We start from the raw sequence: 24,631 nt of genomic DNA, 5'->3' as shown, positions 1-24,631 counted from the left end.
GAACTGCACTGATGGCCCTGGCAATTTTTGATCTGGACGAAACCCTGATCCACGGCGACTGCGCCTCACTGTGGAGCGAGCAAATGGTCCGCCTCGGTTGGGTCGATGGCGAATCGTTCCTGCGTCGCGACAAGGAACTGATGGATGCCTACGGCCGCGGCCACCTGGCGATGGAGGACTACATGGCCTTCAGCCTGGAACCGTTGATCGGTCGTACGCCCGCAGAGGTCGAGCATCTGGTTGGCCCATGGGTGGAAGACTTCATCGAACCGATCATCTTCAGCGACGCCACCAAAACCATCGCGGCGCATCGCAAGGCCGGTGACCGGATTCTGGTGATTTCGGCCTCGGGCACCCATCTGGTCGGCCCCATCGCCGAACGCCTGGGCATCGACGAGATTCTGGGCATCGAACTGGAAGTCACCCACGGCGTTTACAGCGGCCATACCGTCGGCACCCTGACCTACCGCGAAGGCAAGATCACCCGCTTGCTGGAGTGGCTGGATGCAGAGGAGGAAAACCTCGAAGGCGCGAGCTTCTATTCCGACTCACGCAACGATCTGCCGTTGTTGCTGAAAGTGGATTACCCCCACGTGGTCAACCCGGATCCGGTGTTGCGCGAGCAGGCTGAAAAAGCCGGGTGGCCGATTCATCTCTGGAAGTAACCCGGATCCCTTGTAGGAGCGAGCCTGCTCGCGATAGCGGTGGATCAGGCGACGTTAATGTTGACCGACCTTCCGCCATCGCGAGCAGGCTCGCTCCTACAGATTCAGGGTTGTCAGGTCAAGCGCTCGTCAATCACCAACACCACCTTCCCCGCCACGATATTGCTCGCCAGCTCGGCGAACGCCGCCTCGGCATCCTTGATCGGAAAAGCTTTGGCCAATTGCGGGCTCAAGCGCCCCTCGGCAAACAACGGCCACACATGCAGGCGTAGATCGCTGAACAGATCAGCCTTGAACTGCTCATCACGGCTGCGCAGGGTCGAGCCCAGCAACTGCACACGCTTGGCCAGCACCTGGGCCAGATCCAGCTTGGCCTCGCGCCCGCCCATCAGACCGATCAACACCCAACGGCCATCCTGCGCGAGCAGCTTGAGGTTCAAGTCCGCGTAATTGCCGCCCACCGGGTCGAGAATCACGTCGAACGGCCCCAGATCCCGCAGGCTCTCCAGATCGCCATTGCGCACCACGCCGCCCTGGGCGCCCAGCGCTTCGCAGTACGCCAGTCGCTCGGCGGAGCCGACGCTGACCCAGCACGGGTTACCGAAGGCCTTGCACAGCTGAATAGCCGCTGAACCAATTCCACTTGCTCCGGCGTGCAGCAGAACTTTCTGACCCGGCTTGAGAGCAGCAAGTTGAAACAAATTCAGCCAGACCGTTGCATAGACTTCCGGCAGCGCTGCCGCTTCCGCCAGAGACATTTCGTCGGGAACCGGCAGCACGTGCCGTCCGTCGACAACCACCTCTTCGGCCATGCCGCCCCCGGCCAGCAAGGCGCAAACCCGATCGCCAATCTGCCAGGAGGAACCGGCGCCCACCTCGCTGATCACGCCCGAGCACTCTAGACCAAGCACTTGGCTGGCCCCTGGCGGCGGCGGATAAAGGCCGGCTTTCTGTAATAAATCGGCGCGATTGAGACCTGCTGCCGCCACTCGAATACGAACTTGTCCTACATCGCACGTAGGACTCGGCTCTTCAACCCACACCACTCGACCGTCAACGCCTTGCAATGCTTTCACAGTGCCTCCATAGTGAGTCTGGACTGAGCCCGAAGCTATAGCGTCGGGCTTTTTGCATTATGCGACCGGTTCCCAAAGATCCGGCGACTTCAAAGACGGCCTAATATGCGTTATCAATTGTCCCCGCGTCGAATCAGCATGAAGCATCTGTTCCCCAGCACTGCCCTCGCCTTATTCATCGGTATCGGCTTGCTGCCGATGTCGGGCAATACATTCGCAGCCAATAGCTGGGACAATCTTCAACCCGATCGTGACGAAGTGATCGCCAGTCTGAACGTCGTGGAGTTACTCAAACGCCACCACTACAGCAAGCCGCCACTCGATGACGCGCGCTCGGTGATCATCTACGACAGCTACCTCAAGCTGCTGGATCCGTCGCGTAGCTACTTCATGGCCAGCGACATTGCCGAATTCGACAAGTGGAAGACGCAGTTCGACGACTTCCTCAAGAGTGGCGACCTGAACGCCGGGTTCACCATCTACAAGCGCTACCTGGACCGCGTGAAGGCGCGTCTGGACTTCGCCCTTGCCGAGCTGGGCAAAGGCGTCGACAAGATTGACTTCACCACCAAGGAAACCTTGCTGATCGACCGCAAGGACGCTCCTTGGCTCAAATCCACCGCAGAACTCGATGACCTGTGGCGCAAACGCGTCAAGGATGAAGTGCTGCGGATGAAGATCGCCGGCAAAGAGCCCAAGCAGATCCAGGAAACCCTGACCAAGCGCTACAAGAACCAGTTGGCACGCCTGGACCAGACCCGCGCGGAAGACATCTTCCAGGCGTACATCAATACCTTCGCCATGTCCTACGACCCGCACACCAACTATCTGTCGCCGGATAATGCGGAGAACTTCGACATCAACATGAGCCTGTCCCTCGAGGGCATCGGTGCCGTGTTGCAGAGCGATAACGACCAGGTGAAAGTCGTACGCCTGGTGCCGGCAGGTCCGGCGGACAAGACCAAGCAGGTTGCACCGGCCGACAAGATCATCGGCGTTGCCCAGGGCAACAAGGAAATGGTCGACGTGGTGGGCTGGCGCCTGGACGAAGTGGTCAAGCTGATTCGTGGTCCGAAGGGCACCATTGTGCGCCTGGAAGTCATCCCGGCCAGCAATGCGCCGAACGACCAGACCACCAAGATCGTGCCGATCACCCGTGAAGCGGTGAAGCTCGAAGACCAGGCCGTGAAGAAATCGGTACTGAACCTGAAGCAGGACGGCAAGGACTACAAGCTCGGCATTATCGAAATCCCGGCGTTCTATCTGGACTTCAAGGCCTTCCGTGCCGGCGACCCGGATTACAAGAGCACCACCCGCGACGTCAAGAAACTGCTGACCGAGTTGCAGAAAGAGAAAGTCGACGGCGTGGTCATCGACCTGCGTAACAACGGCGGCGGTTCCTTGCAAGAGGCCACCGAGCTGACCAGCCTGTTCATCGACAAAGGCCCGACCGTGCTCGTGCGTAACGCCGATGGCCGCGTCGATGTCCTGGAAGATGAAAACCCGGGCGCATTCTACAAAGGCCCGATGGCGTTGCTGGTCAACCGCCTGTCCGCCTCGGCATCGGAGATTTTTGCCGGCGCCATGCAGGACTACCACCGCGCACTGATCATCGGCGGCCAGACCTTCGGCAAAGGCACCGTGCAGACCATTCAGCCGCTCAACCATGGCGAACTGAAACTGACCCTGGCCAAGTTCTACCGGGTTTCCGGGCAGAGCACCCAGCATCAGGGCGTCTTGCCGGACATCGATTACCCGTCGATCATCGACACCAAGGAAATCGGTGAAAGCGCCCTGCCAGAAGCCATGCCATGGGACACCATCAAGGCCGCCATCAAGCCTGCGCTGGATCCGTTCAAACCGTACATTTCGCAGCTCAAGTCCGAGCATGACGTGCGGACGGCCAAGGATGCAGAGTTCGTGTTCATCCGGGACAAGCTGGCCCTGGCGCAGAAACTGATGTTGGAAAAAACCGTCAGCCTCAATGAAGCCGAGCGTCGTGCCCAACATGCCGACATTGAAGCCAAACAGCTGGCCATGGAAAACATCCGTCGCAAGGCCAAGGGCGAAGAACCACTCAAAGAGCTGAAGAAAGAAGACGAGGACGTCATTGCGGCCGAAGATGACAAAACCAAACCGGAAGACGACGCCTACCTGAGCGAAACCGGGCGGATTCTGCTGGACTACCTGAAACTCAACACGGCAGTGGCCAAGCACTGAGTTTTTACAAACAGCTGATGGCAATTTAATGCTAACGCCCCCGGAGCGTCATCAAACAGTCATCGTTCTGTCGTGAAATAGAGGACCGGGCGTGCTCTTTACCAAGGGCACGCCCGGTCCTTTTTTTATCGCCAGAGATTGCCATGACCACAACCGAACAGCTGAGTGCATTGAGCTCGATCCTGACTCAAAGCGGTTTGCACAGCCTGTTCCAGCCGATCATCAGCCTTTCTGAACGACGCATTCTCGGCTACGAAGCCCTCAGTCGCGGTCCGTCCAACAGCCCTCTGCACTCCCCCGTCGCCCTGTTCGCCGTCGCCCGCCAGGCCGGACGTCTGAGCGAGCTGGAAATTGCCTGCCGCGAGAGTGCTTGCCGACGCTTCAATGAACAGCAATTGCCTGGCCTGCTGTTCCTTAACGTATCCCCGGAATCCCTGCTTGAAGCGGCCCACCAACCGGGGCGCACCCTGCAACTGCTGCAAGACTTCGGCATCCCTCCGAGCCAGGTGGTCATCGAGTTGACCGAACAAACGCCAACGGATGATTTCCAGCTGCTGCAAACCGCCCTGCATCACTATCGGGCGATGGGGTTTTCGATTGCGCTGGATGATCTGGGGGCGGGCTATTCGAGTTTGCGGTTGTGGTCTGAACTGCGGCCGGACTACGTGAAAATTGACCGACACTTCATTGATGGCATTCATCAGGATGCGCTCAAGCGTGAATTCGTCGGTTCGATCCTGCAAATCGCCAAGGCTTCGCGGGCGCAAGTCATCGCCGAAGGTATCGAACTACCGGAAGAGCTCACGGTGCTGACCGAAATGGGCGTGGACCTGGTGCAGGGCTACCTGCTCTGCCGCCCCCAGGAACACCCACCGCGGGATGCCCGGGCAATGATGCCCCGACAGGACAGCATCGCCGTTGTACTGAGCGAAGACGGCAGCGACCTCAGCGCCCTGCTCAACGAGCAACCCGCGGTGAACCGTGACACCCCCACCGCCACGGTGCTCGAAACCTTTCGCCGCCAGGCCAACCTGAACTCGCTGGCGGTCCTGGATGAACAGGGTCAGCCCTGCGGCATTGTTCATCGTCATTCGCTCTCCGACGTCCTGCTCAAGCCCTTTGCTACCGACCTGTTCGCCCGCAAGCCGATCAGCCGCTTGATGAGCGATGACTTCCTCGCCGTCGAACTGAGCCAGTCGCTGCAACAAGTCAGCCGCCTGATCACCAGCCGTGCCCGCCAGCGCATCGAAGAAGATTTCATCATCACGCTCAATGGCGGCTATCTCGGGCTTGGCCGGGTGATTGACGTGCTCAAGTTGATTACGGAACTGAAGATCCAGCAGGCCCGCTACGCCAACCCGCTGACCTTGCTGCCGGGCAACGTGCCGATCCGGCAATGCCTGACACGACTGCTGCAACAGCAACGGGAATCGGTGATCTGCTACGTGGACATCGACAGTTTCAAGCCTTTCAACGACATCTACGGCTACGGCCGCGGCGACGAAGTCCTGCTGTGCCTGGCGCAATGCCTGAACGACCGCGTCGACCCGGCCCGCGACTTTGTCGGCCACATCGGTGGTGATGACTTCCTGCTGGTGCTCGGCCCGGAAGACTGGCGCAAACGTTTGAACCAGCTGCTCGACGACTTCCAGAGCCAGTGCCGGCGTTTCTACCGCAGCGAGCACCTGGAAGCCGGCTGCTTCGTCGCTCCGAATCGCCAGGGCGTGCGTCAGGAGTTTGCGCTGTTGTCACTGTCGATCGGGGTGGTGCATTTGCACCCACAGGCCTGCGGACAACTCGATGCGAGCCAGCTGGCCGAGATGGCATCACAGGCCAAGCACCATGCGAAGAATGTGCAAGGGTATAGCGTGCATGTGATTGATAGCCTGGTGGTGCCGGAGCCCGAAAGGGTTTGGCTGACAGGGCAGCGCTGATTGATCTGACGCCCCCCTGTAGGAGCTGGCTTGCCAGCGAAGACGCCAGATCAAACAACCTGAATCTCGATTTGATCCCCACCTATATCCTTCAAGAAGACCCCGCCCACAACCACCGCCCGATCACATCGATCACATCACAGCCATCACCGGGCAGCCTGGGGTTATAGGTCCGACTCGCGAGACGCCAGCTCTTGCAACTTGATCTGTGCCAATGGATGCCCGGCCTTGGCGGCGATCCCCCAGAACCGCACTGCTTCAACCGGGTCCGGAGCCTTGCTCGCCGTCCCGGCCAGACTGATCACACCCACTTGATACGCCGCCTTGCCATCGCCCGCCAACGCCGCCAGGCGCAACAAACGCACGCCCTCCTCACGAGCACCGAGGCCGACGCCGCGAAACGTCAGGATGTGCCCATAGAAGCTCTGGGCGCCGACATCGCCCAGGTTGGCCATGCGTGCGAACTGGCCTTCGAGCCAGCGCCAGCCACGTGGCTGACGGACAAACCACGACCAGTGAAACAACTGGCGCGCGAGCCAGTATCCGGCTCGCGCCTTGAGTCGCAAAAACACTCAGGCCTCGGCCGATTCCGGGTATTCGTACTCGAACACCCGCACCACTTCCGAAGCATGCCAGGACGCGGCGGCGACACCGTCCGACGGCCCGGAAAAACGCCCGAGACGCTCGACACATTCAAAGAATCCGGTGCGCGGCAAGCGGCTGGCCCCCTGACTGATCACCAGTGAACTGCGCAATGGCTGCTCCGCCCTGGCGTCCAGGGCCGCCAGATGCTCAAGGGCCGCTGTCAGGGTTTGCATGGCCGGGGTCGGCAACTGCAAACGTTCCAGTAATGCCCGATAAGTCAGGAGATGGCGCTGACGACGCGCCTGATCCAGTTCGCCCAGCAATCCGTCCCAATGTTGACGACTGATGCGTACGCTCACGATTCATCCCTCCACCCCGGCACCGTCAATTCCCAGGCCAGGCTGCGACGAATCGCGGCGTCGGGCAGACGCTCGCCACTTTCGATCATGGCCAGGTAAGACGGGCTGATGCCTACCGTGCGGGCCAGCGCCTCGATGGCGATGCCCTTTCCTTCGCGCAAACTGCGTAGTTGATCCAGACCCGGAAGAATCGCGTCTGGTGTTGCCGCCTGAAGCTTCGTGGCTTCAGGCGACGCTTGCTCCTTGATGCCTGCTGCTTTCAGTAACGCCTGATACTGAGCCCATGGCAGAACCGCATATTCGGGCTCGCCTTCGCGTGTAATTATCTGAATATCCATGACTACCCCGTAGGACAACAACACTTAGCGAGTCGGCACTTTTCCCTAGAAGTGTAATCCTAACAGCGGCCAAGGTCGCGGGGGGCATCAATCTGTGAACAGGTCAAAATCGACTCAGTGTTTTTTCGGGCCTTGAAGTTGCAGTTGCTCGGGGGTATCAGGCAGGCGCTCAACCACCGCGAGCTTCTCCGGCACCTGCCGTTTGCGCCAGGCGCGGAAGGCATTGAGTTCGTCGTCGAGCACTTTCATAAGCCACGCCAATACCGCGATGTCATCGAGCATGCCGAACACCGGAATGAAATCCGGGATCGCATCCACCGGGCTGAGGAAGTACATCAGGCCCGCGACGACCGAAACCAGCGCCTTGGGGCTGATGGCGCGATACTCACCACGCCAGTAGGCCAGGCAGAGTGCCTGCAACAGCTTCAAATCATCTTTGAGTTTGCCCAGTCGGTTGCCTTGGCTCGCTCCCTTGCTGGCGACTGCGAACAACAGGGCCGGCAATCGGCCACGTGCCAGCAGGCGTCCGGCCAGCGGCAGGAAACGAGCGAAATTCCAGGGTGCTTTCATGATTCCTCCCGTTGAAATGTTATCCACACAAATTGTGGATAACCTTGTGAACAGAGCTGCTTTTCATCGCTGTAAGCCCCGTTTTACAAGGCCTGCGTTCAGATCGGGCGTTTTTTACCCATCAAAAAAAACCTATAATTTCATTGACTTGGCGGACTTGTGCATCTAACGCCAACGCCTACTATGCCTGAGACTCCGGCCTGGAGCGTCTGTTCGTTTTGTTTACCCGTGCCAAACGCCAGATGCAACAACGCCCCGCATGAGCGAGGCGTTGTTATCGAAGCAGGCGCCGATTACTTGGCTGCGTCGTCTTCTTTTGCCGGATCCTTGATGGCCAGCAGTTCCAGGTCGAATACCAGCACCGAGTTGGCCGGAATCGCCGGGCTCGGGCTTTGAGCGCCGTATGCCAGGTCAGCAGGGATGTACAGTTTGTACTTCTCGCCAACGTGCATCAGTTGCAGGCCTTCGACCCAACCCGGGATCACACCGCTGACCGGCAGATCGATCGGGCTGCCGCGCTCGACGGAACTGTCGAATACGGTGCCGTTGGTCAGCTTGCCGGTGTAGTGAACGGTCACTACGTCAGTCGGCTTTGGCTGAGGGCCATCGGCTTTCTGCACGACTTCGTACTGCAAGCCCGAAGCGGTGGTGGTCACGCCGGCTTTCTTGGCGTTTTCTTCGAGGAATTTCTTGCCGGCAGCGGCCGACTCTTCGCTCATCTTGGCCATGCGTTCTTCGGCACGCTTTTGCAGTGCGGCGAACGCCTCAACCAGTTCTTCATCCTTGAGCTTCTGCTCTTTCTTGCCGACGGCGTCTTCGATGCCCTGGGCTACAGCTTTGGAATCCAGGTCATCCATGCCTTCCTGAGCCAGGCTCTTGCCCATGTTCAGGCCAATGCCGTAGGAAGCTTTTTGCGCCGGAGTTTTCAGCTCTACGCTGGTCTGCGAATCACAACCCGCGAGTACCAGGCCAACCAGGGCCACCGCCGCCGCCAACCGATGCTGTTTCATGCTATTTCCTTGTTCATGCGCCTAAAGGGCAATCGAGTAAAGCCGCGAGCTTATCAGGCCGCCACGACCAATGGCTACCGGCATGAGAACCGGAAACGCTTGATAAGTTCAGGTGTTTAAACGCATTTCACCATTCGGCCGATGAAGCTTCTTTCATCTTGTTCCGACGCAGACTGATTCCTGAACCTGCAACATATGGCGTAATGGCCTCTTGCCGCACCTTGGGTACTCGGGCATAACGGCATGATCATTCGACAAGGACGTTTATCTTGCACCTCTTCTTTCGCTTACTGGTTCTCATCGCAGTACTTCTCGGGCTGGTCTTGGCCGTGGTTCTTTACTACGTCGCCAACCCGAAATTGCCGGCCTGGTCACCTCCACGACAGGTGCATTACCTGGAGCAATGGAGCGCCGCCGATCGAGAGACTTATTACTTCACACCCCAGGGCACTCAGGTCAAAGGCTTGCGCTATGACTGGTTCACCGCCCTTGAACTGCCCTTCTCGCAGCAACGCTTCGCCGCCCCCGAGTACCTCGCCCGCTTCGGTTTCCTGGTGGACCCCGGCCAGAAACCGACTCCGAATAACCCCGGCAACCTCCCGGCAGGCTTTACCCGGCACCAGAATACGGGGAGCCCGGATGTGTTTCTGGATGTCACCTGCGCGGCCTGCCACACCGGTGAACTGCGCTTCAAGGGTCAAGCCGTGCGTATCGACGGCGGCTCGGCGCAGCACGTCCTGCCGTCCAGTGTTCCTACACTCAAAGGGGGCAGTTTCGGACAAGCACTGGTAGCCAGCCTGGCCTCGACTTACTACAACCCTTGGAAGTTCGAACGTTTCGCACGCAACGTGCTGGGCCAGGACTACGACGCCCGCCACCAACAGTTGCGCAAAGAATTCAAGTCCTCACTCGATACGTTCCTCAAGGTGGCCTGGAACGACACCCATCGCGGGCTCTATCCGACCGAGGAAGGCCCGGGGCGCACAGACGCCTTCGGGCGCATTGCCAACGCCAGCTTCGGTGATGCGATCTCCCCCGACAACTACCGTGTGGCCAATGCCCCGGTCGATTATCCGCAGTTGTGGGATATGTGGACGTTCGAATGGGTGCAGTGGAACGGCTCGGCGAAACAACCGATGGCGCGCAACATCGGCGAAGCGTTGGGTGTCGGCGCCACGCTGAACTTCTTCGACAAGAACGACCAGCCACTGATGGGCGACGCCCGCTATCCCTCCAGTGTCCGTGTGCGCGACCTGCACCTGATCGAACAGACCCTGCAACGACTCAAGCCTCCTGCCTGGCCGGAAGATCTGTTGGGCGCGGTCGACAAACCTCTGGCAGCAAGGGGGCGCGCCTTGTTCGCCGAAAACTGCGCGGGTTGTCATGTACCGCACACCACCCAGGGCGACGGGCGATACGTTCAGCACCTGAAAATGATCCCGGTGGATTACATTGGCACAGACCCCGGCGCAGCCAACAACATCGCCGACCACCGCTTCGACCTGACTGCGCTGCAATGGAATCAGGCGGAGCTGGAAAAACTTGATGTGGAGCCAAAACCCACCGAACCAATGGACCTGAGCAAAATGTCCGTGGCCAAGGGGTTGGCCTATGTCACCGCCTATGTCCAGGACCGAGCGTATCAAGACGCCAATGTCACCCCTGCCGAGCGTGCTGAAATGGACGGTTTCGGCCTGCCGATCGGCGTGCGCGAATTGCGTTCCTACAAGGCCAGGCCATTGGCGGGGGTATGGGCGACAGCACCGTTTCTGCACAACGGTTCGGTACCGAGCATTTATCAATTGCTGTCGCCTCAGGATGAGCGTGTGACCACGTTCTACAAAGGCTCTTTCGAATACGACCCACAGCATCTGGGATATCGCACCGAAGCCTTCAACAACGCTTTTCTGTTCGACACGCAAATCACCGGCAACCACAACAGCGGTCATGAATTCCGTGCCGGCAATCTCGGCAATGGCGTGATCGGCCGCGGGCTGCAGCCGCAGGAACGCCGGGCACTGCTGGAATACCTGAAAGTGTTGGGCGGCCCGCTGGAAGCGCAATTGCCATGACCACAGTCTCAGCCAAAAGGACTTTCTCATGCTGACAACACTCTGGCTGCGCCTGGGCGCCTTCCTCGGCAAGCTGTCGCTGTGGTTGCTGGGTCTCGGCGTGCTTGGCTGGGCCCTGGCCAGCGCCTGGTTTGCCTGGCAGCATCGCGGGCCGGTCTCGGCGCAGGAGTTGATTGCGGACAACGAAGCCGCGATGACCCAGGACATCATCCAGACCGCCGTGCGCATCGTCGATCAGCACCGCGAAAGCACCCGCTACCTGCGGGACGCCCATGCCAAGGCCCACGGCTGTGTGAAGGCCGAAGTCCAGGTGCTGCCGGAACTGCCAAGCGAGCTGCGCCAGGGCGTATTCAGCGAGCCGGGCAAAACCTGGCAAGCGACGATGCGCCTGTCCAACGGCAATGCCTACCCGCAGTTCGACAGCATCCGCGACGCCCGGGGCATGGCGATCAAACTGTTCGATGTTCCAGGCAAACAACTGTTGAGCGAACAGCAGGGGCGAGGCGAACAGGACTTTGTGATGTTCAGCCACCCGAACTTCTTTGTGAGCAATGTCGCCGAATACCGTCAGAACGTCGCCGCTCAAGCCGACGGTGAAAAGATGATGGCTTTCTTCCCCGGCCGGGATCCACGTGCCTGGCAGGTTCGCCATCTGTTCATTGCCCTGGCGACACTGGCCCCTGCCCCGCCAAGCCCAACCCGGACGACATACTTTTCGGTTTCGCCCTACAAATTCGGTGAAGCCAATGCGAAGTTCCGGGTCGCACCCGATCCAGACAGTTGCCCGGCCTACAGCCTGCCGGAACAAAATCGCAAGCTGCCGAACTTTCTGCGCAATGCGCTGAACCAACAGCTGTCGACCGACCGAGTGCCGGCGTGTTTCGCCTTGCAAATCCAGCGACAGGACGCCAACAAGTACATGCCGATCGAAGACACCAGCATTGAGTGGCGCGAAAGCGATGCGCCCTTCGAGACCGTGGCGCGAATCAAGGTTCCGGCGCAGGACTTCGATACACCGGCGCTGAACCTGCAATGCGACAACCAGTCGTTCAATCCCTGGTTTGGCGTCGAGGCGCACCGCCCCATCGGCGGGATCAACCGCCTGCGCAAGGCCGTGTATGAAGCGGTCAGCGACTACCGGCACAGGCGCAATGCCGGACTGTAGGAGCGAGCTTGCTCGCGAAGAAACCATGGGCGCCGCGGGGTATCTGAATTTACGCGTTATCGTTCACGACCTTCGCGAGCCAGCTCGCTCCTACAGAGAGCGAGGAAAGCCAAATCCAGGACAGCAAAAAGCCCGCACAAGGCGGGCTTTCTGTGGCGATCTGGCGTTCAGTGTTCCAGATTACCGAATATGGCGCAGCGGACGGGACTCGAACCCGCGACCCCCGGCGTGACAGGCCGGTATTCTAACCGACTGAACTACCGCTGCGCGTAGCGTTGAAAGTGGTGGGTGATGACGGGATCGAACCGCCGACATTCTGCTTGTAAGGCAGACGCTCTCCCAGCTGAGCTAATCACCCTTTACCTTCGTTGCGGGGCACATTATGCCACAGGTTTTTATAAAGTGTTGATTTATTTGAAGTTTTTTTCAAAAAATCTAAAAACCGGTGAAACGACGCAACCCACAGGAACAACAGTCAAACTTGAGGCAGAAAAAAGCCCGCCTAAGCGGGCTTTTCCGTGGTGACCTGGCGTTCAGTGTTCCAGGTTACCGAATATGGCGCAGCGGACGGGACTCGAACCCGCGACCCCCGGCGTGACAGGCCGGTATTCTAACCGACTGAACTACCGCTGCGCGTAACACTGAAAACGAATGGTGGGTGATGACGGGATCGAACCGCCGACATTCTGCTTGTAAGGCAGACGCTCTCCCAGCTGAGCTAATCACCCTTCGCTTCGGTGTGGCGCGCATTCTACGGAGCGACCCAACCTCTGGCAAGCACTTTTTAAAATAATTTTCCGAGGCCTTCCAAAGGCTTAGAGAAAGGTTGGCCTATGGCACGGCGAAGACAATAATGCCCCCCTTTGTATAAAGGAGAGACTCGCCCCATGTGGTTCAAAAACCTGCTTATCTATCGCCTGACCCAAGATCTGCCTGTTGATGCCGAGGCGTTGGAAACTGCACTGGCCACCAAACAGGCGCGCCCATGTGCAAGCCAGGAGTTGACCACCTACGGTTTCGTCGCGCCATTCGGCAAAGGCGAAGATGCGCCGCTGGTGCATGTCAGCGGTGACTTCCTGCTGGTGTCCGCGCGCAAGGAAGAACGTATTTTGCCGGGCAGCGTCGTGCGTGACGCGGTCAAGGAAAAGGTCGAAGAGATCGAAGCCGAGCAAATGCGCAAGGTCTATAAGAAGGAGCGCGATCAGATCAAGGATGAAATCATCCAGGCCTTCCTGCCCCGCGCCTTTATCCGCCGCTCGTCGACCTTCGCCGCCATCGCGCCGAAACAGGGCCTGATCCTGGTCAACTCGGCCAGCCCGAAACGCGCCGAAGACTTGCTGTCGACCTTGCGCGAAGTGATCGGCACCCTGCCGGTGCGTCCACTGACCGTGAAGATGTCCCCGACCGCAACCATGACCGAGTGGGTCACCACGCAGAAAGCCGCGGACGATTTCTTTGTACTGGACGAGTGCGAACTGCGCGACACCCACGAAGACGGCGGCATTGTGCGTTGCAAGCGTCAGGACCTGACCAGCGAAGAAATCCAGCTGCACTTGAGCACCGGCAAAGTGGTCACCCAACTGTCCCTGGCCTGGCAGGACAAACTGTCGTTCGTCCTCGACGACAAAATGGTGGTCAAGCGCCTCAAGTTCGAAGACCTGCTGCAAGACCAGGCGGAACAGGACGGAGGCGACGAAGCCCTGGGCCAACTGGATGCCAGCTTCACCCTGATGATGCTGACCTTCGGCGACTTCCTGCCGGCGCTGGTTGAAGCGCTGGGTGGCGAAGAGACTCCGCAGGGGATCTAAACCCTGGCGATGTCCAAATTGTAGGAGCGAGCCTGCTCGCGATAGCGGGATGTCAGTCAGCATCATTGTTGAATGTCAGTCCGCAATCGCGAGCAGGCTCGCTCCTACATTGGTTTTGTGGTGCTACTTAATAACAAGGATCAGGCCATGCGCGCACTGGCTGCATTGAGTCGTTTTGTCGGCAACACCTTCGCTTACTGGGTATTGATTTTCGCTGTCATGGCGTTTCTGCAGCCGGCATGGTTCCTCGGCCTCAAGGGCGCCATCGTACCCTTGCTGGGGCTGGTGATGTTCGGCATGGGCCTGACCCTCAAACTCGAAGACTTCGCCGAAGTCGCACGCCATCCATGGCGCGTGGCCCTGGGCGTGGTCGCGCATTTCGTGATCATGCCTGGCGTGGCGTGGTTGCTCTGCCAGGCATTCCACTTGCCACCGGAAATCGCTGTCGGCGTGATTCTGGTCGGCTGCTGCCCAAGCGGCACCTCGTCGAACGTGATGACCTGGCTGGCCCGTGGCGACCTGGCGCTGTCGGTAGCCATCGCCGCCGTCACCACCCTCCTCGCCCCGCTGCTGACCCCAGCCCTGATCTGGCTGCTGGCCTCGGCCTGGTTGCCGGTGTCGTTCATGGAGTTGTTCTGGTCGATCCTGCAAGTGGTGCTGTTGCCGATCGTGCTGGGCGTGGTTGCCCAACGGGTACTCGGCGACAAGGTTCGGCATGCGGTGGACGTGTTGCCGCTGGTGTCGGTGCTCAGCATCGTGCTCATCGTCACGGCAGTGGTGGCCGCCAGCCAGGCGAAGATTGCCGAGTCCGGCTTGCTGATCATGGCCGTGGTCATGCTGCACAACAGCTTTGGTTACCTGCTGGGTTACTTCACCGGGCGCCTGTTCAAGCTGCCTCTGGCCCAGCGCAAGTCCCTGGCCCTGGAAGTCGGCATGCAGAACTCCGGGTTGGGTGCCGCGTTGGCGAGTGCACACTTCTCGCCGCTGGCGGCAGTGCCAAGTGCATTGTTCAGTGTCTGGCACAACATTTCCGGGGCATTGCTTTCCACCTATTTCCGTCGCATGAGCGAGAAACAGGATCGGGAAATGGCTGCACAGCAGGCGACTGACTGATTCAAAAACTTGATCCCCGGGTTAATGCTGGGCACTCTATTGCCCATCGCGAGGACGACCTCGCGGCTCGATCGAGTCATTAATCAGGGGACGACCCCGTCAGACGATGGAGGTCTTCATGTCCTGGATCATTCTGTTTTTCGCCGGCCTGTTCGAAGTGGGCTGGGCCGTCGGCCTCAAGTACACCGACGGTTTCACCCGCCCGCTCCCCACTGTGTTGACCGTCGCTGCCATGGCTATCAGCCTTGGCTTGCTCGGCCTTGCCATGAAGGAATTGCCGCTGGGTACGGCCTATGCGATCTGGACCGGTGTCGGCGCCGTGGGCACGGTGATCGCCGGGATCATCCTGTTTGGCGAGTCCATGGCGCTGGTGCGGTTGGCGAGTGTGGCGTTGATCATTAGCGGATTGGTTGGGCTCAAGGTCAGCGCTTAGGCCTCTGCCGCCATCGCGAGCAAGTCGAATCGTCGCACCGTCGCTCCCACAGTTGATTGCATTCCAATGTGGGAGCGAGCTTGCTCGCGATGAGGCCTGTTCAAACAACCATTATCTAACAGCCCCGCGCAACTCCCCCACCATCGCCTGCAACTTCGCCGGCTCCGCCACTTCAACCGCCACCGCCGGCCCTGCCACCAACGTCACCCGCGACCACAGGCGATGAAACAGTCCCTTACCCGGATCGCGGCTGAAGAAACTCCCCCACAACCCCTGCAAGGCCAATGGAATCACCGGCACCGGTGTTTCTTCGAGAATCCGCGTCAAGCCGCCCTTGAACTCATTCATTTCGCCATCGGCGGTCAATTTACCCTCGGGGAAGATGCACACCAGCTCACCGTCCTTCAGATACCGGGCAATGCGCGTGAAGGCCTTTTCGTAGATCTGGATGTCTTCATGACGCCCCGCGATAGGAATCGTCCCTGCGGTACGGAAGATGAAGTTCAGCACCGGCAGGTTGTAGATCTTGTAATACATCACGAAGCGAATCGGCCGACGTACCGCGCCGCCAATCAGCAAGGCGTCGACGAATGACACGTGATTGCACACCAGCAACGCCGCGCCTTCATCGGGGATCAGATCCAGATTGCGATGCTCGACGCGGTACATGGAATGGCTGAGCAGCCAGATCATGAAACGCATGGTGAACTCGGGGACGATCTTGAAGATGTAGGCGTTGACGCCGATGTTCAGCAACGACACAACCAGGAACAGCTGCGGGATCGACAGTTTGGCCACGCTCAGCAAGACGATCGAGACAATCGCCGACACCACCATGAACAACGCATTGAGGATGTTGTTGGCGGCAATCACCCGCGCCCGTTCGTTTTCCGCCGTACGTGACTGGATCAGTGCGTACAGCGGCACGATGTAGAAACCACCGAAAACGCCCAGGCCGAGGATGTCGAGCAGTACCAGCCAGGCGTGACCGAAACCGAGGATTTCGATCCAGCCATGGCCGGCGGCGCTGTCCGGTATTGCGCCGGAATGCCACCACAACAGCAGGCCGAAAACGGTCAGGCCGAACGATCCGAACGGCACCAGCCCAATTTCGACTTTACGCCCGGACAATTTCTCACACAGCATCGACCCCAACGCGATGCCGACCGAGAACACCGTCAGAATCAGCGTCACCACGGTTTCGTCGCCGTGCATCCACTCCTTGGCATAGGCCGGGATCTGCGTCAGATAAATCGCCCCGACAAACCAGAACCACGAGTTGCCGACAATCGAGCGTGATACCGCCGGCGTTTGCCCAAGGCCTAGTTTCAACGTGGCCCAGGACTGGCTGAAAATGTTCCAGTTCAGGCGCATTTGTGGCGTGGCGGCCGCTGCCCGGGGAATGCTGCGACTGGCCAGGTAGCCGAGCACGGCAGTGCCGATGATCGCCATGGACACCACAGGCGCGTAATGCGCCGAAGACATCATGATCCCGGCGCCAATGGTGCCGGCGAGGATCGCCAGGAAGGTGCCCATTTCCACCAGGCCATTGCCGCCTACCAGCTCGTCTTCATGCAGGGCTTGCGGCAGGATCGAATATTTCACCGGCCCGAACAGCGCCGAGTGGGTGCCCATGGCGAACAGCGCCACCAGCATCAACGACAGGTGATCGAACATGAAGCCGACGGCGCCGACCGCCATGATGGCGATTTCCCCAAGCTTGATCAGGCGGATCAACGCGTCCTTGGCGAACTTTTCCCCGAATTGCCCGGCCAGGGCCGAGAACAGGAAAAACGGCAGGATAAATAGCAGCGCACACAGGTTGACCCAGATCGAGCGGTCACCTTCGATGGTCAACTTGTACAAGATTGCGAGGATCAACGACTGCTTGAACACGTTGTCGTTGAACGCCCCGAGGGACTGGGTGATGAAGAACGGCAGGAAGCGCCGGGTGCGCAGCAAGGTGAACTGTGAGGGGTGACTCATCTTCCATGTGTCCCTGATGTTAGGTAGCGAGTGGCCTGGATTCTTATTGGATTATCACAAGTCGATCCAGGCCACACCTTACCTAACTTTTGCCGGTTATTTCTTCAATCCGGCAATACACGGCGAGACAAACAGCTCGCCACGCCAGGCGCCCAGCACCGTGCGCTTGCCGACGATCAGCCACATCACCGCCAGCAACGCCACCAGCACACAGCCGAACACACTGAAGAACGTCAGGTTCAAGGTACTGGCCAGCTTCAACGTCGCCAGAGAATAGACGCCCAACGGGAAGGTGAAGCCCCACCAGCCAAGATTGAATGGAATGCCGGCACGCAGGTAGCGCACAGTGATCAGCAACGCCATCAGCATCCACCACAGGCCGAAGCCCCACAAGGTGATGCCGGCCACCAGACCCAGTCCTGCAGCGATCTCACCGACTCCCGGCATACCGTTGGCGGCGAAAATCAGCGGCGCATCGCCGCCCAGTACCAGCATACCCAGCGCACCAGTGCCGATCGGGCCAAGGGCCAGCCAGCTCGAGGCGGCCATGTTTTCGTGGGGCAGTTTATGCAGGGCCATGCGCAGCAACAGAATGGTCAGGATGCTGAAGGCCACCGGCAGGGAAAAGGCCCAGAGTACATAGCTGGTCACCAGCACCACCAGTTGCGAGTGGGCGTCGGCCAGGTGCGGCGCCAGCAAACCACCGCTGGCGGCGGCGACTTCTGCCGCGACCACCGGCAACAGCCAGACGGCGGTCATCTGGTCGATGCTGTGCTCCTGACGGGTGAACATCATGTAGGGAATCAGCACACCGCAGGCCAGCGACATGGCCACATCCAGCCACCACAGCACCTCGGCGACGTGAATCACACCTTCACCCCAGCGCGGCAGGCCGAACACCAGGAAGCCATTGATGATGGTCGCCAGGCCCATGGGGATGGTGCCGAAAAACATCGAAACCGTTGAGTGGCCGAAAATCCGTCGCGCCTCGTCGAAAAACAGCACCCAACGCGCCGTGTATACCGCCGTAAACAGCAGAAACAGGGCGATGTTGAACAGCCAGAGAGCTTCGGCAAAGTTGTGCAAGGCGGGCATGGCGACCGGCAATTGCGCCAGTGCCAACGCCAGCACGCCGGTGCCCATGGTGGCCGCGAACCAGTTAGGGGTGAACTGGCGGATCACCTCGCGGGGATGCTGCAAGTGACTGAACGGTTTGATTCCGGGCTTGATGCTATTGGCGCATGTCATGGCGAACTCCTGTCCTCTTGTGAGGTAGAGCCCATGTTAGATCCGAATCGAATATCGATATAACGGGTAATATCTCTATATCTTATCGATATCACTTATATAGCGTCAGACACTCCCTTCCGATTCGATCACCAATATCCGGGCAGGTCCTACCGGATGCGCCACATGTTCAGTGCCTACCGAGGCATAAAAAATGTCACCGACCTCCAGCAAAGCTTCCCGCTCTAAACCCTCTTCGCGATAACGCATCCGCACTTGCCCATCGAGCACCACGAACACTTCCTCGCCATCGTTGACATGCCACTTGTAGGGTTGATCGGTCCAGTGCAGCCGCGTGGTGATGCCGTTCATATTGGCGATATCCAGCGCGGCCCAGGCACGCTCGCCGGTAAACGATTTGCTGCGGATGATCTTCATGGTCCGATCCTTCGAGTGAGCTGAGTGGGTGCCAAGGCTAACTCAATTTTACCGGTTGGCCTCGCAAACCCTGGCCGAACGCGACCGCAGTAAACCCGCCATTGCAATGAAGGCCAGCACCATCAGCACCGCACCATAACCATCGGTGGTTGCCACCAGACCAAAGGTCCGCGCCAGGTTCCCGGCCAGCAGCGCCGGCAGGCAGAACGCCAGATAACTCAGCACGTAATACGCCGACATCAACCCGGCGCGCTCATGGGGCAAGGCCAGCGGCACCAGACTGCGCACCGCCCCGAGGAAACCGGCGCCGAAGCCACAACCGGCGACCAGCGTGCCGAGGAAAAACAGCGGCAAACTGGCACTGTGCACGCCCAGTAGAATCAGGGCGACTCCCGCCGGCAACGAACTGGCGCCCAGTTGCAGTGCCTTGGTCGCCGCCTGATTGCGCAAGGTGTAAATCATCAGGGCACCGGTCACCGTCAATGCGGCGACGGTCGCCCCGCCAATCAGGTTCGACGTTGAACCCGTCGCCGTGCGCACCAATGAAGGTGCCAGCGACGCGTAAAAACCGCCGAGCGCCCAAGTCGCCGTGTTGAGCGGCAACACCCGCCATAACGTCGCGCGCGCCTGGACCGGCACATGCAGGGTGGGCCGCAATGATGCCCAAGCCCCGGACTGGCGCGTGACGCTCTCCGGCAAACGCCAGACAAATACGGCCTGCATCGCGAACAGAGCAAGTAGCAGCCAATAGGTCAGGTGCAACGGCGCCGGCGCAAACTCGGCCAGCAAACCGCAGCCCATTCCACCCAGAGCCATGCCGAGCAAGGGTGCGACGCTATTGACCAGCGGGCCTTGTTGGCGATCGGTGTCCAGCAAGGTTGCACTCAACACGGCAGTCGCCATGCCGGTGGCAAACCCTTGCAGCACACGGGCACTGATCAGCCACGCAACGCTGTCGGCGTAGATAAACAGCAACATCGCCAGGATGTTCAGCAGCACCGCCGTAAAAATCACCGGTTTGCGCCCCAGGTAATCCGACAGCGAGCCGACCGTCAGCAACGCTGCCAACAGGCTGAGGGCGTAGACGCCGAAAATCAGGGTCAAGGTCGCTGCCGAAAACTGCATCTGCTCCTGATACAGGTGATACAGCGGCGTCGGCGCGGTGGAAGCCGCCAGAAAACTGAGTAAGGTTATTGCCAGAAACCACAGGCTGGCACGATTTGAAGGAGAATCGGGCATGGACACACTCCGCAAAAGCTAATTTTTTGCTTTTGCGGAGTGTGCTACTGGATCCCTCTTAAAGCAAATTCTTTGTGTTAAGGTCCGATACATGGCTTTCAGGACCGGATGCCAGCCGCAAGACCCGGTGCAATACAGGAAACACAAGATGACAGCTCCCACTTTACGCCCCGGCGGCCGTAGCGCCCGGGTACAAGAGTCGATTCATTCGGCCGTGCGCCAACTCCTTGAGGAGCAGGACCGCGCCAGCGTGACGGTGCCACAAATTGCGGCGCGCGCGGGTGTCACCCCGTCCACCATCTATCGACGCTGGGGCGATGTGTCGGCGCTGCTGGCCGACGTCGCCCTCGCCCGCATGCAGCCCGACAACGAGCCGGCCAATACCGGCAGCCTTCACGGCGACGTGCGCGCCTGGGCCGAGCAGTACCTGGACGAGATGAGCTCCGAACCCGGCCGCAACATGCTGTGCGACGTGCAGGCAGCGTTGAAGCCGAGTTATTGCGCGACAATCATTGGCGGGCAACTGCAGACGATTCTGGATCGCTATCCGGATCAGCCCAAGCCCAGTGTCGATCGGCTGATCAATCTGATCGCCGCGCCGACGGTGTTTCGCATTCTGTTTTCCGAGGCGCCGCTTGAGGTTGAAGAGTTGCATCGGTTGATCGAGATCGCATTCAGTCAGTGAGGCCCCCATCGCGAGCAAGCTCGCTCCCACAAGGGTCGGCGAACACAGGGCAAATGTGGGAGCGAGCTTGGTCCGGGCGGCGTTCCGACGATGGGGCCAGTCCAGACACTGAAAAGTCACCTGCGACACCCCGCCACGCCACGACCTTGGTCGACACTGACTAACGCTGGCGGTCGTGCGAGACTGTCTGTCCGGGCGCAAGTCCCGGATGTCTTTTGTCTGGAGCCCCCATGTCGCTGTCCACCGGGCTGATCGCCGCCGTCGCCCTGGCCTATATGGCCATCATGTTCGCCATCGCCTTCTATGGCGACCGTCGCAGCGCGCCCTTGCCGCCGCGAGTGCGTGCCTGGGTGTACAGTCTGTCGCTGGCGGTCTATTGCACCAGCTGGACTTTCTTTGGCTCCGTGGGCCAGGCCGCCGAACAACTCTGGTCGTTCCTGCCGATCTACCTGGGGCCGATCCTGTTGCTGGTCGGGGCGCCGTGGGTCCTGCAAAAAATGGTGATGATCAGCAAGCAGGAGAACATCACCTCGATCGCCGACTTCATCGCCGCGCGCTATGGCAAATCCCAGTCGCTGGCGGTGGTAGTGGCGCTGATTTGCATGGTCGGTGTGCTGCCCTACATCGCGCTGCAGCTCAAAGGCATCGTGCTCGGCGTGAACCTGCTGATCGGTGCCGGCGCCGACGCCATGGGCACCCGTGCCCAGGACACCGCGCTGATCGTGTCGCTCGTGCTGGCGCTGTTCACCATCGTCTTCGGTACCCGCAACCTCGACGCCACGGAGCACCACCGCGGCATGGTGCTGGCCATTGCCTTCGAGTCATTGGTGAAATTATTCGCGTTTCTCGCCGTCGGCGCCTTCGTGACCTACGGCCTGTACGACGGTTTCGACGACCTGTTCGACCAGGCCATGCTTGCGCCGCGGCTGGAACAGTACTGGAAGGAAACCATCAACTGGCCGTCGATGGTGGTGCAGACCGGTGTGGCGATGATGGCGATCATTTGCCTGCCGCGGCAGTTTCACGTGACCGTTGTCGAGAACATCGAGCCCCAGGATCTGCGCCTGGCCAAGTGGGTATTCCCGGCCTACCTCGCCCTCGCGGCATTGTTTGTCGTGCCGATCGCACTGGCCGGCCAGATGCTGCTGCCCAGCTCGGTGTTGCCAGACTCGTTCGTCATCAGCCTGCCCCTGGCCCAGGCGCACCCGGCGCTGGCCCTGTTGGCATTTATCGGTGGCGCATCGGCGGCCACCGGCATGGTGATCGTGGCCAGCGTGGCGCTGTCGACCATGGTGTCCAACGACATGCTGTTGCCGTGGCTGCTGCGGCGCAACAACGCCGAGCGCCCGTTCGAAGTGTTCCGCCAGTGGATGCTGTCGGTGCGACGTGTCAGCATCGTGGTCATTCTGCTGCTGGCCTACGTCAGTTATCGCCTGCTGGGCTCGACCGCCAGCCTGGCGACCATCGGCCAGATCGCCTTCGCCGCCGTGACCCAACTGGCCCCCGCCATGCTCGGTGCGCTGTACTGGAAACAGGCCAACCGCCGCGGCGTTTTCGCCGGCCTCGCCGCAGGCACCTTCCTTTGGTTCTACACCTTGATCCTGCCGATTGCCGCCCTCAGCCTCGGCCTGTCCTTGAGCACCTTCCCGGGCCTGGCCTGGTTGCACAGCAATCCACTGAACCTGCCGATCACTCCGTTGACCCAAGGCGTGGTGCTGTCGCTGGCAGGCAACTTCACACTGTTCGCCTGGGTCTCGGTGTTGTCCCGTACCCGGGTTTCCGAGCATTGGCAGGCGGGCCGCTTCATCGGCCAGGAAATCAGTGCCCGCCCCAGCGCACGCTCGATGCTGGCGGTGCAGATCGACGACTTGCTGCAATTGGCGGCGCGCTTCGTCGGCGAAGAACGCGCCCGGCAAAGCTTCATCCGTTTTGCCTATCGCCAGGGCAAAGGTTTCAACCCGAACCAGAACGCCGACAGTGAATGGATCGCCCACACCGAACGCTTGCTGGCCGGTGTGCTCGGAGCCTCCTCGACCCGCGCGGTGGTAAAGGCGGCCATTGAAGGCCGGGAGATGCAACTGGAGGACGTCGTGCGCATCGCCGACGAAGCCTCGGAGGTGCTGCAATTCAACCGTGCCTTGCTGCAAGGCGCCATCGAAAACATCACCCAGGGCATCAGCGTGGTCGACCAGTCGCTGAAACTGGTGGCCTGGAACCGTCGCTATCTGGATTTGTTCAACTACCCGGATGGCCTGATCAGAGTCGGCCGGCCGATTGCCGACATCATCCGTCACAATGCCGAGCGTGGATTGTGCGGACCCGGCGAGGCCGAAGTGCATGTCGCCCGTCGCCTGCACTGGATGCGTCAGGGCCGCGCACATACTTCCGAACGACTGTTCCCCAACGGCCGGGTGATCGAGCTGATCGGCAACCCGATGCCGGGCGGCGGCTTCGTCATGAGCTTCACCGACATCACCGCGTTCCGCGAAGCCGAGCAGGCGCTGACCGAAGCCAACGAAGGCCTGGAGCAACGGGTCACCGAACGCACCCACGAATTGTCGCAGCTCAACGTTGCCCTGACCGAAGCCAAAGGCACCGCCGAGGCGGCCAACCAGTCGAAGACCCGTTTCCTCGCGGCTGTCAGCCATGACCTGATGCAGCCGCTGAATGCGGCGCGGCTGTTCTCCGCCGCCCTCTCCCATCAGGAAGATGGTTTGTCGGGCGAGGCGCAGAAACTGGTCGAGCACCTGGACAGCTCACTGCGCTCGGCCGAGGACTTGATCAGCGACCTGCTGGACATTTCCCGCCTGGAGAACGGCAAGATCAATCCGAATCGCCAGCCATTCGCACTCAACGAACTGTTCGATACCCTTGGTACCGAGTTCAAGGCGCTGGCGCGCGAACAAAAACTGGAGTTCCGCGTTCGCGGCAGTGCGCTGCGGGTCGACAGCGACATCAAATTGCTGCGACGGATTTTGCAGAACTTCCTGACCAACGCTTTCCGCTACGGCAAAGGGCCGGTGTTGTTGGGGGTTCGTCGGCACAAGGAAGGATTGAGCCTGGAAGTCTGGGACCGTGGACCGGGCATTCCGGAAGACAAACAGCAGGTGATTTTCGAAGAGTTCAAGCGCCTCGACAGCCACCAGACACGGGCCGAAAAAGGTCTCGGCCTGGGGCTGGCGATTGCCGACGGGCTATGTCGCGTGCTCGGTCATACCTTGCGCGTACGCTCCTGGCCGGGACGCGGTAGCGTGTTCAGCGTCAGCGTGCCGCTGGCCCGGGCGCAAACCGCAGCGCCGGTCAAAGTCGCCGAGCTCAATGGCAAATTGCTCAATGGGGCGCAGGTGCTGTGCATCGACAACGAGGACAGCATCCTGATCGGCATGAACAGTCTGCTCAGCCGCTGGGGTTGCCAGGTCTGGACCGCACGCAATCGCGAGGAATGTGCCGCATTGCTTGGCGAAGGCATGCGCCCGCAATTGGCGTTGGTGGATTACCACCTCGATCATGGCGAGACCGGAACCGATTTGATGGCCTGGTTGCGCACGCAAATGGGCGAGCCGGTTCCCGGGGTGGTGATCAGCGCCGATGGCCGGCCGGAGACGGTCGACCAGGTGCATGCCGCGGGGCTGGATTACCTGGCAAAACCGGTGAAACCGGCGGCGTTGCGGGCGTTGTTGAGTCGGTATTTGCCGCTGTAACGAGGCA

The 24,631-nt window shown here is 60.1% G+C and carries 20 protein-coding genes and 4 tRNA genes; 10 read left to right on the top strand and 14 right to left on the bottom strand.

Features of this window, described 5'->3' with window-relative positions; genetic code table 11:
• Nucleotides 1-11: 11 nt before the first annotated feature.
• On the top strand, nt 12-665 hold the full coding sequence (locus AC1DU9_RS10060) for an HAD family hydrolase (RefSeq protein WP_223462165.1): 654 nt from the start codon (nt 12-14) through the stop codon (nt 663-665).
• 113 nt (nt 666-778) lie between these two features.
• Here AC1DU9_RS10060 and AC1DU9_RS10055 read toward each other — a convergent pair whose 3' ends face one another.
• Entirely contained in the window at nt 779-1,741 is a 963-nt protein-coding gene (locus tag AC1DU9_RS10055) for a zinc-binding dehydrogenase (protein WP_477810076.1), read from the bottom strand.
• 138 nt (nt 1,742-1,879) lie between these two features.
• Between AC1DU9_RS10055 and AC1DU9_RS10050 the strand changes: the two genes are divergently transcribed.
• Nucleotides 1,880-3,961, top strand: coding sequence for a carboxy terminal-processing peptidase (locus AC1DU9_RS10050; protein ID WP_223462224.1), 2,082 nt, complete (start codon nt 1,880-1,882; stop codon nt 3,959-3,961).
• A 143-nt stretch (nt 3,962-4,104) separates the two neighbouring features.
• Complete coding sequence (locus tag AC1DU9_RS10045) at nt 4,105-5,895, top strand: bifunctional diguanylate cyclase/phosphodiesterase (RefSeq protein WP_223462163.1); 1,791 nt, start codon at nt 4,105-4,107, stop codon at nt 5,893-5,895.
• A gap of 164 nt (nt 5,896-6,059) precedes the next feature.
• On the opposite strand, the gene AC1DU9_RS10040 is transcribed toward AC1DU9_RS10045, so the two are convergent.
• From AC1DU9_RS10040 to AC1DU9_RS10020, 5 genes are all read right to left on the bottom strand, one after another.
• The gene (locus AC1DU9_RS10040) at nt 6,060-6,467 is read right to left on the bottom strand and encodes an SEL1-like repeat protein (RefSeq protein ID WP_223462162.1); all 408 of its coding nucleotides are present in this window, start codon (nt 6,465-6,467) and stop codon (nt 6,060-6,062) included.
• Complete coding sequence (locus AC1DU9_RS10035; protein WP_007898892.1) at nt 6,468-6,839, bottom strand: hypothetical protein; 372 nt, start codon at nt 6,837-6,839, stop codon at nt 6,468-6,470.
• Nucleotides 6,836-7,177, bottom strand: a complete 342-nt coding sequence (locus AC1DU9_RS10030) for a helix-turn-helix domain-containing protein (protein ID WP_116261856.1) — start codon at nt 7,175-7,177, stop codon at nt 6,836-6,838. The genes AC1DU9_RS10035 and AC1DU9_RS10030 overlap by 4 nt, the downstream gene beginning before the upstream one ends.
• 114 nt (nt 7,178-7,291) lie before the next feature.
• Nucleotides 7,292-7,747 carry a YkvA family protein gene (locus AC1DU9_RS10025; protein WP_223462160.1) on the bottom strand — a complete coding sequence of 152 codons (456 nt, stop codon included), beginning with the start codon at nt 7,745-7,747 and terminating at the stop codon, nt 7,292-7,294.
• Between the two features lie 293 nt (nt 7,748-8,040).
• Nucleotides 8,041-8,757 (bottom strand): FKBP-type peptidyl-prolyl cis-trans isomerase, encoded by a 717-nt coding sequence (locus tag AC1DU9_RS10020; RefSeq protein WP_218431282.1) that lies wholly within the window; start codon nt 8,755-8,757, stop codon nt 8,041-8,043.
• A 269-nt stretch (nt 8,758-9,026) separates the two neighbouring features.
• On the opposite strand from AC1DU9_RS10020, the gene AC1DU9_RS10015 reads away from it, so the two are divergent.
• Nucleotides 9,027-10,829 (top strand): di-heme-cytochrome C peroxidase, encoded by a 1,803-nt coding sequence (locus AC1DU9_RS10015; RefSeq protein WP_477810075.1) that lies wholly within the window; start codon nt 9,027-9,029, stop codon nt 10,827-10,829.
• A 28-nt stretch (nt 10,830-10,857) separates the two neighbouring features.
• The gene (locus AC1DU9_RS10010; RefSeq protein ID WP_223462158.1) at nt 10,858-11,994 is read left to right on the top strand and encodes a catalase family protein; all 1,137 of its coding nucleotides are present in this window, start codon (nt 10,858-10,860) and stop codon (nt 11,992-11,994) included.
• Nucleotides 11,995-12,184: 190 nt separating this feature from the next.
• On the opposite strand, the gene AC1DU9_RS10005 is transcribed toward AC1DU9_RS10010, so the two are convergent.
• The 4 genes from AC1DU9_RS10005 to AC1DU9_RS09990 all read right to left on the bottom strand — a co-directional run bounded on the left by AC1DU9_RS10005 (nt 12,185) and on the right by AC1DU9_RS09990 (nt 12,722).
• Nucleotides 12,185-12,261: transfer RNA gene (locus AC1DU9_RS10005), tRNA-Asp, on the bottom strand.
• A 15-nt stretch (nt 12,262-12,276) separates the two neighbouring features.
• Nucleotides 12,277-12,352, bottom strand: a tRNA-Val gene (locus tag AC1DU9_RS10000).
• A 198-nt stretch (nt 12,353-12,550) separates the two neighbouring features.
• A tRNA-Asp gene (locus AC1DU9_RS09995) sits at nt 12,551-12,627 on the bottom strand.
• Between the two features lie 19 nt (nt 12,628-12,646).
• Nucleotides 12,647-12,722 (bottom strand) — tRNA-Val (locus AC1DU9_RS09990).
• 159 nt (nt 12,723-12,881) lie between these two features.
• Between AC1DU9_RS09990 and rdgC the strand changes: the two genes are divergently transcribed.
• The 3 genes from rdgC to sugE all read left to right on the top strand — a co-directional run bounded on the left by rdgC (nt 12,882) and on the right by sugE (nt 15,348).
• Nucleotides 12,882-13,802: a recombination-associated protein RdgC gene (gene rdgC / locus AC1DU9_RS09985; RefSeq protein ID WP_053156939.1), complete on the top strand. Its 921-nt coding sequence runs from the start codon at nt 12,882-12,884 to the stop codon at nt 13,800-13,802.
• A gap of 147 nt (nt 13,803-13,949) precedes the next feature.
• The gene (locus tag AC1DU9_RS09980; protein ID WP_223462157.1) at nt 13,950-14,915 is read left to right on the top strand and encodes a bile acid:sodium symporter family protein; all 966 of its coding nucleotides are present in this window, start codon (nt 13,950-13,952) and stop codon (nt 14,913-14,915) included.
• A gap of 118 nt (nt 14,916-15,033) precedes the next feature.
• Nucleotides 15,034-15,348, top strand: a complete 315-nt coding sequence (sugE, locus tag AC1DU9_RS09975; protein ID WP_007977599.1) for a quaternary ammonium compound efflux SMR transporter SugE — start codon at nt 15,034-15,036, stop codon at nt 15,346-15,348.
• A gap of 111 nt (nt 15,349-15,459) precedes the next feature.
• Here the strand turns inward: sugE and AC1DU9_RS09970 are convergent, their stop codons facing one another.
• From AC1DU9_RS09970 to AC1DU9_RS09955, 4 genes are all read right to left on the bottom strand, one after another.
• Nucleotides 15,460-17,334: an MFS transporter gene (locus tag AC1DU9_RS09970; RefSeq protein WP_223462156.1), complete on the bottom strand. Its 1,875-nt coding sequence runs from the start codon at nt 17,332-17,334 to the stop codon at nt 15,460-15,462.
• Between the two features lie 96 nt (nt 17,335-17,430).
• The gene (locus AC1DU9_RS09965) at nt 17,431-18,582 is read right to left on the bottom strand and encodes a TDT family transporter (RefSeq protein ID WP_223462155.1); all 1,152 of its coding nucleotides are present in this window, start codon (nt 18,580-18,582) and stop codon (nt 17,431-17,433) included.
• A gap of 105 nt (nt 18,583-18,687) precedes the next feature.
• The gene (locus tag AC1DU9_RS09960) at nt 18,688-18,999 is read right to left on the bottom strand and encodes a cupin domain-containing protein (RefSeq protein ID WP_223462154.1); all 312 of its coding nucleotides are present in this window, start codon (nt 18,997-18,999) and stop codon (nt 18,688-18,690) included.
• Nucleotides 19,000-19,047: 48 nt separating this feature from the next.
• Complete coding sequence (locus AC1DU9_RS09955) at nt 19,048-20,238, bottom strand: MFS transporter (RefSeq protein WP_223462153.1); 1,191 nt, start codon at nt 20,236-20,238, stop codon at nt 19,048-19,050.
• A gap of 148 nt (nt 20,239-20,386) precedes the next feature.
• Between AC1DU9_RS09955 and AC1DU9_RS09950 the strand changes: the two genes are divergently transcribed.
• Nucleotides 20,387-20,923 (top strand): TetR/AcrR family transcriptional regulator, encoded by a 537-nt coding sequence (locus AC1DU9_RS09950; RefSeq protein ID WP_223462152.1) that lies wholly within the window; start codon nt 20,387-20,389, stop codon nt 20,921-20,923.
• 230 nt (nt 20,924-21,153) lie between these two features.
• Complete coding sequence (locus AC1DU9_RS09945; RefSeq protein WP_477810074.1) at nt 21,154-24,624, top strand: hybrid sensor histidine kinase/response regulator; 3,471 nt, start codon at nt 21,154-21,156, stop codon at nt 24,622-24,624.
• The last annotated feature ends 7 nt before the right edge of the window (nt 24,625-24,631 follow it).

It is taken from the genome of Pseudomonas sp. P4_C1, assembly GCF_056402155.1.
The sequence above is the reverse complement of the archived record's forward strand: the minus strand, read 5'-3'. Positions and strand labels throughout refer to the sequence as shown.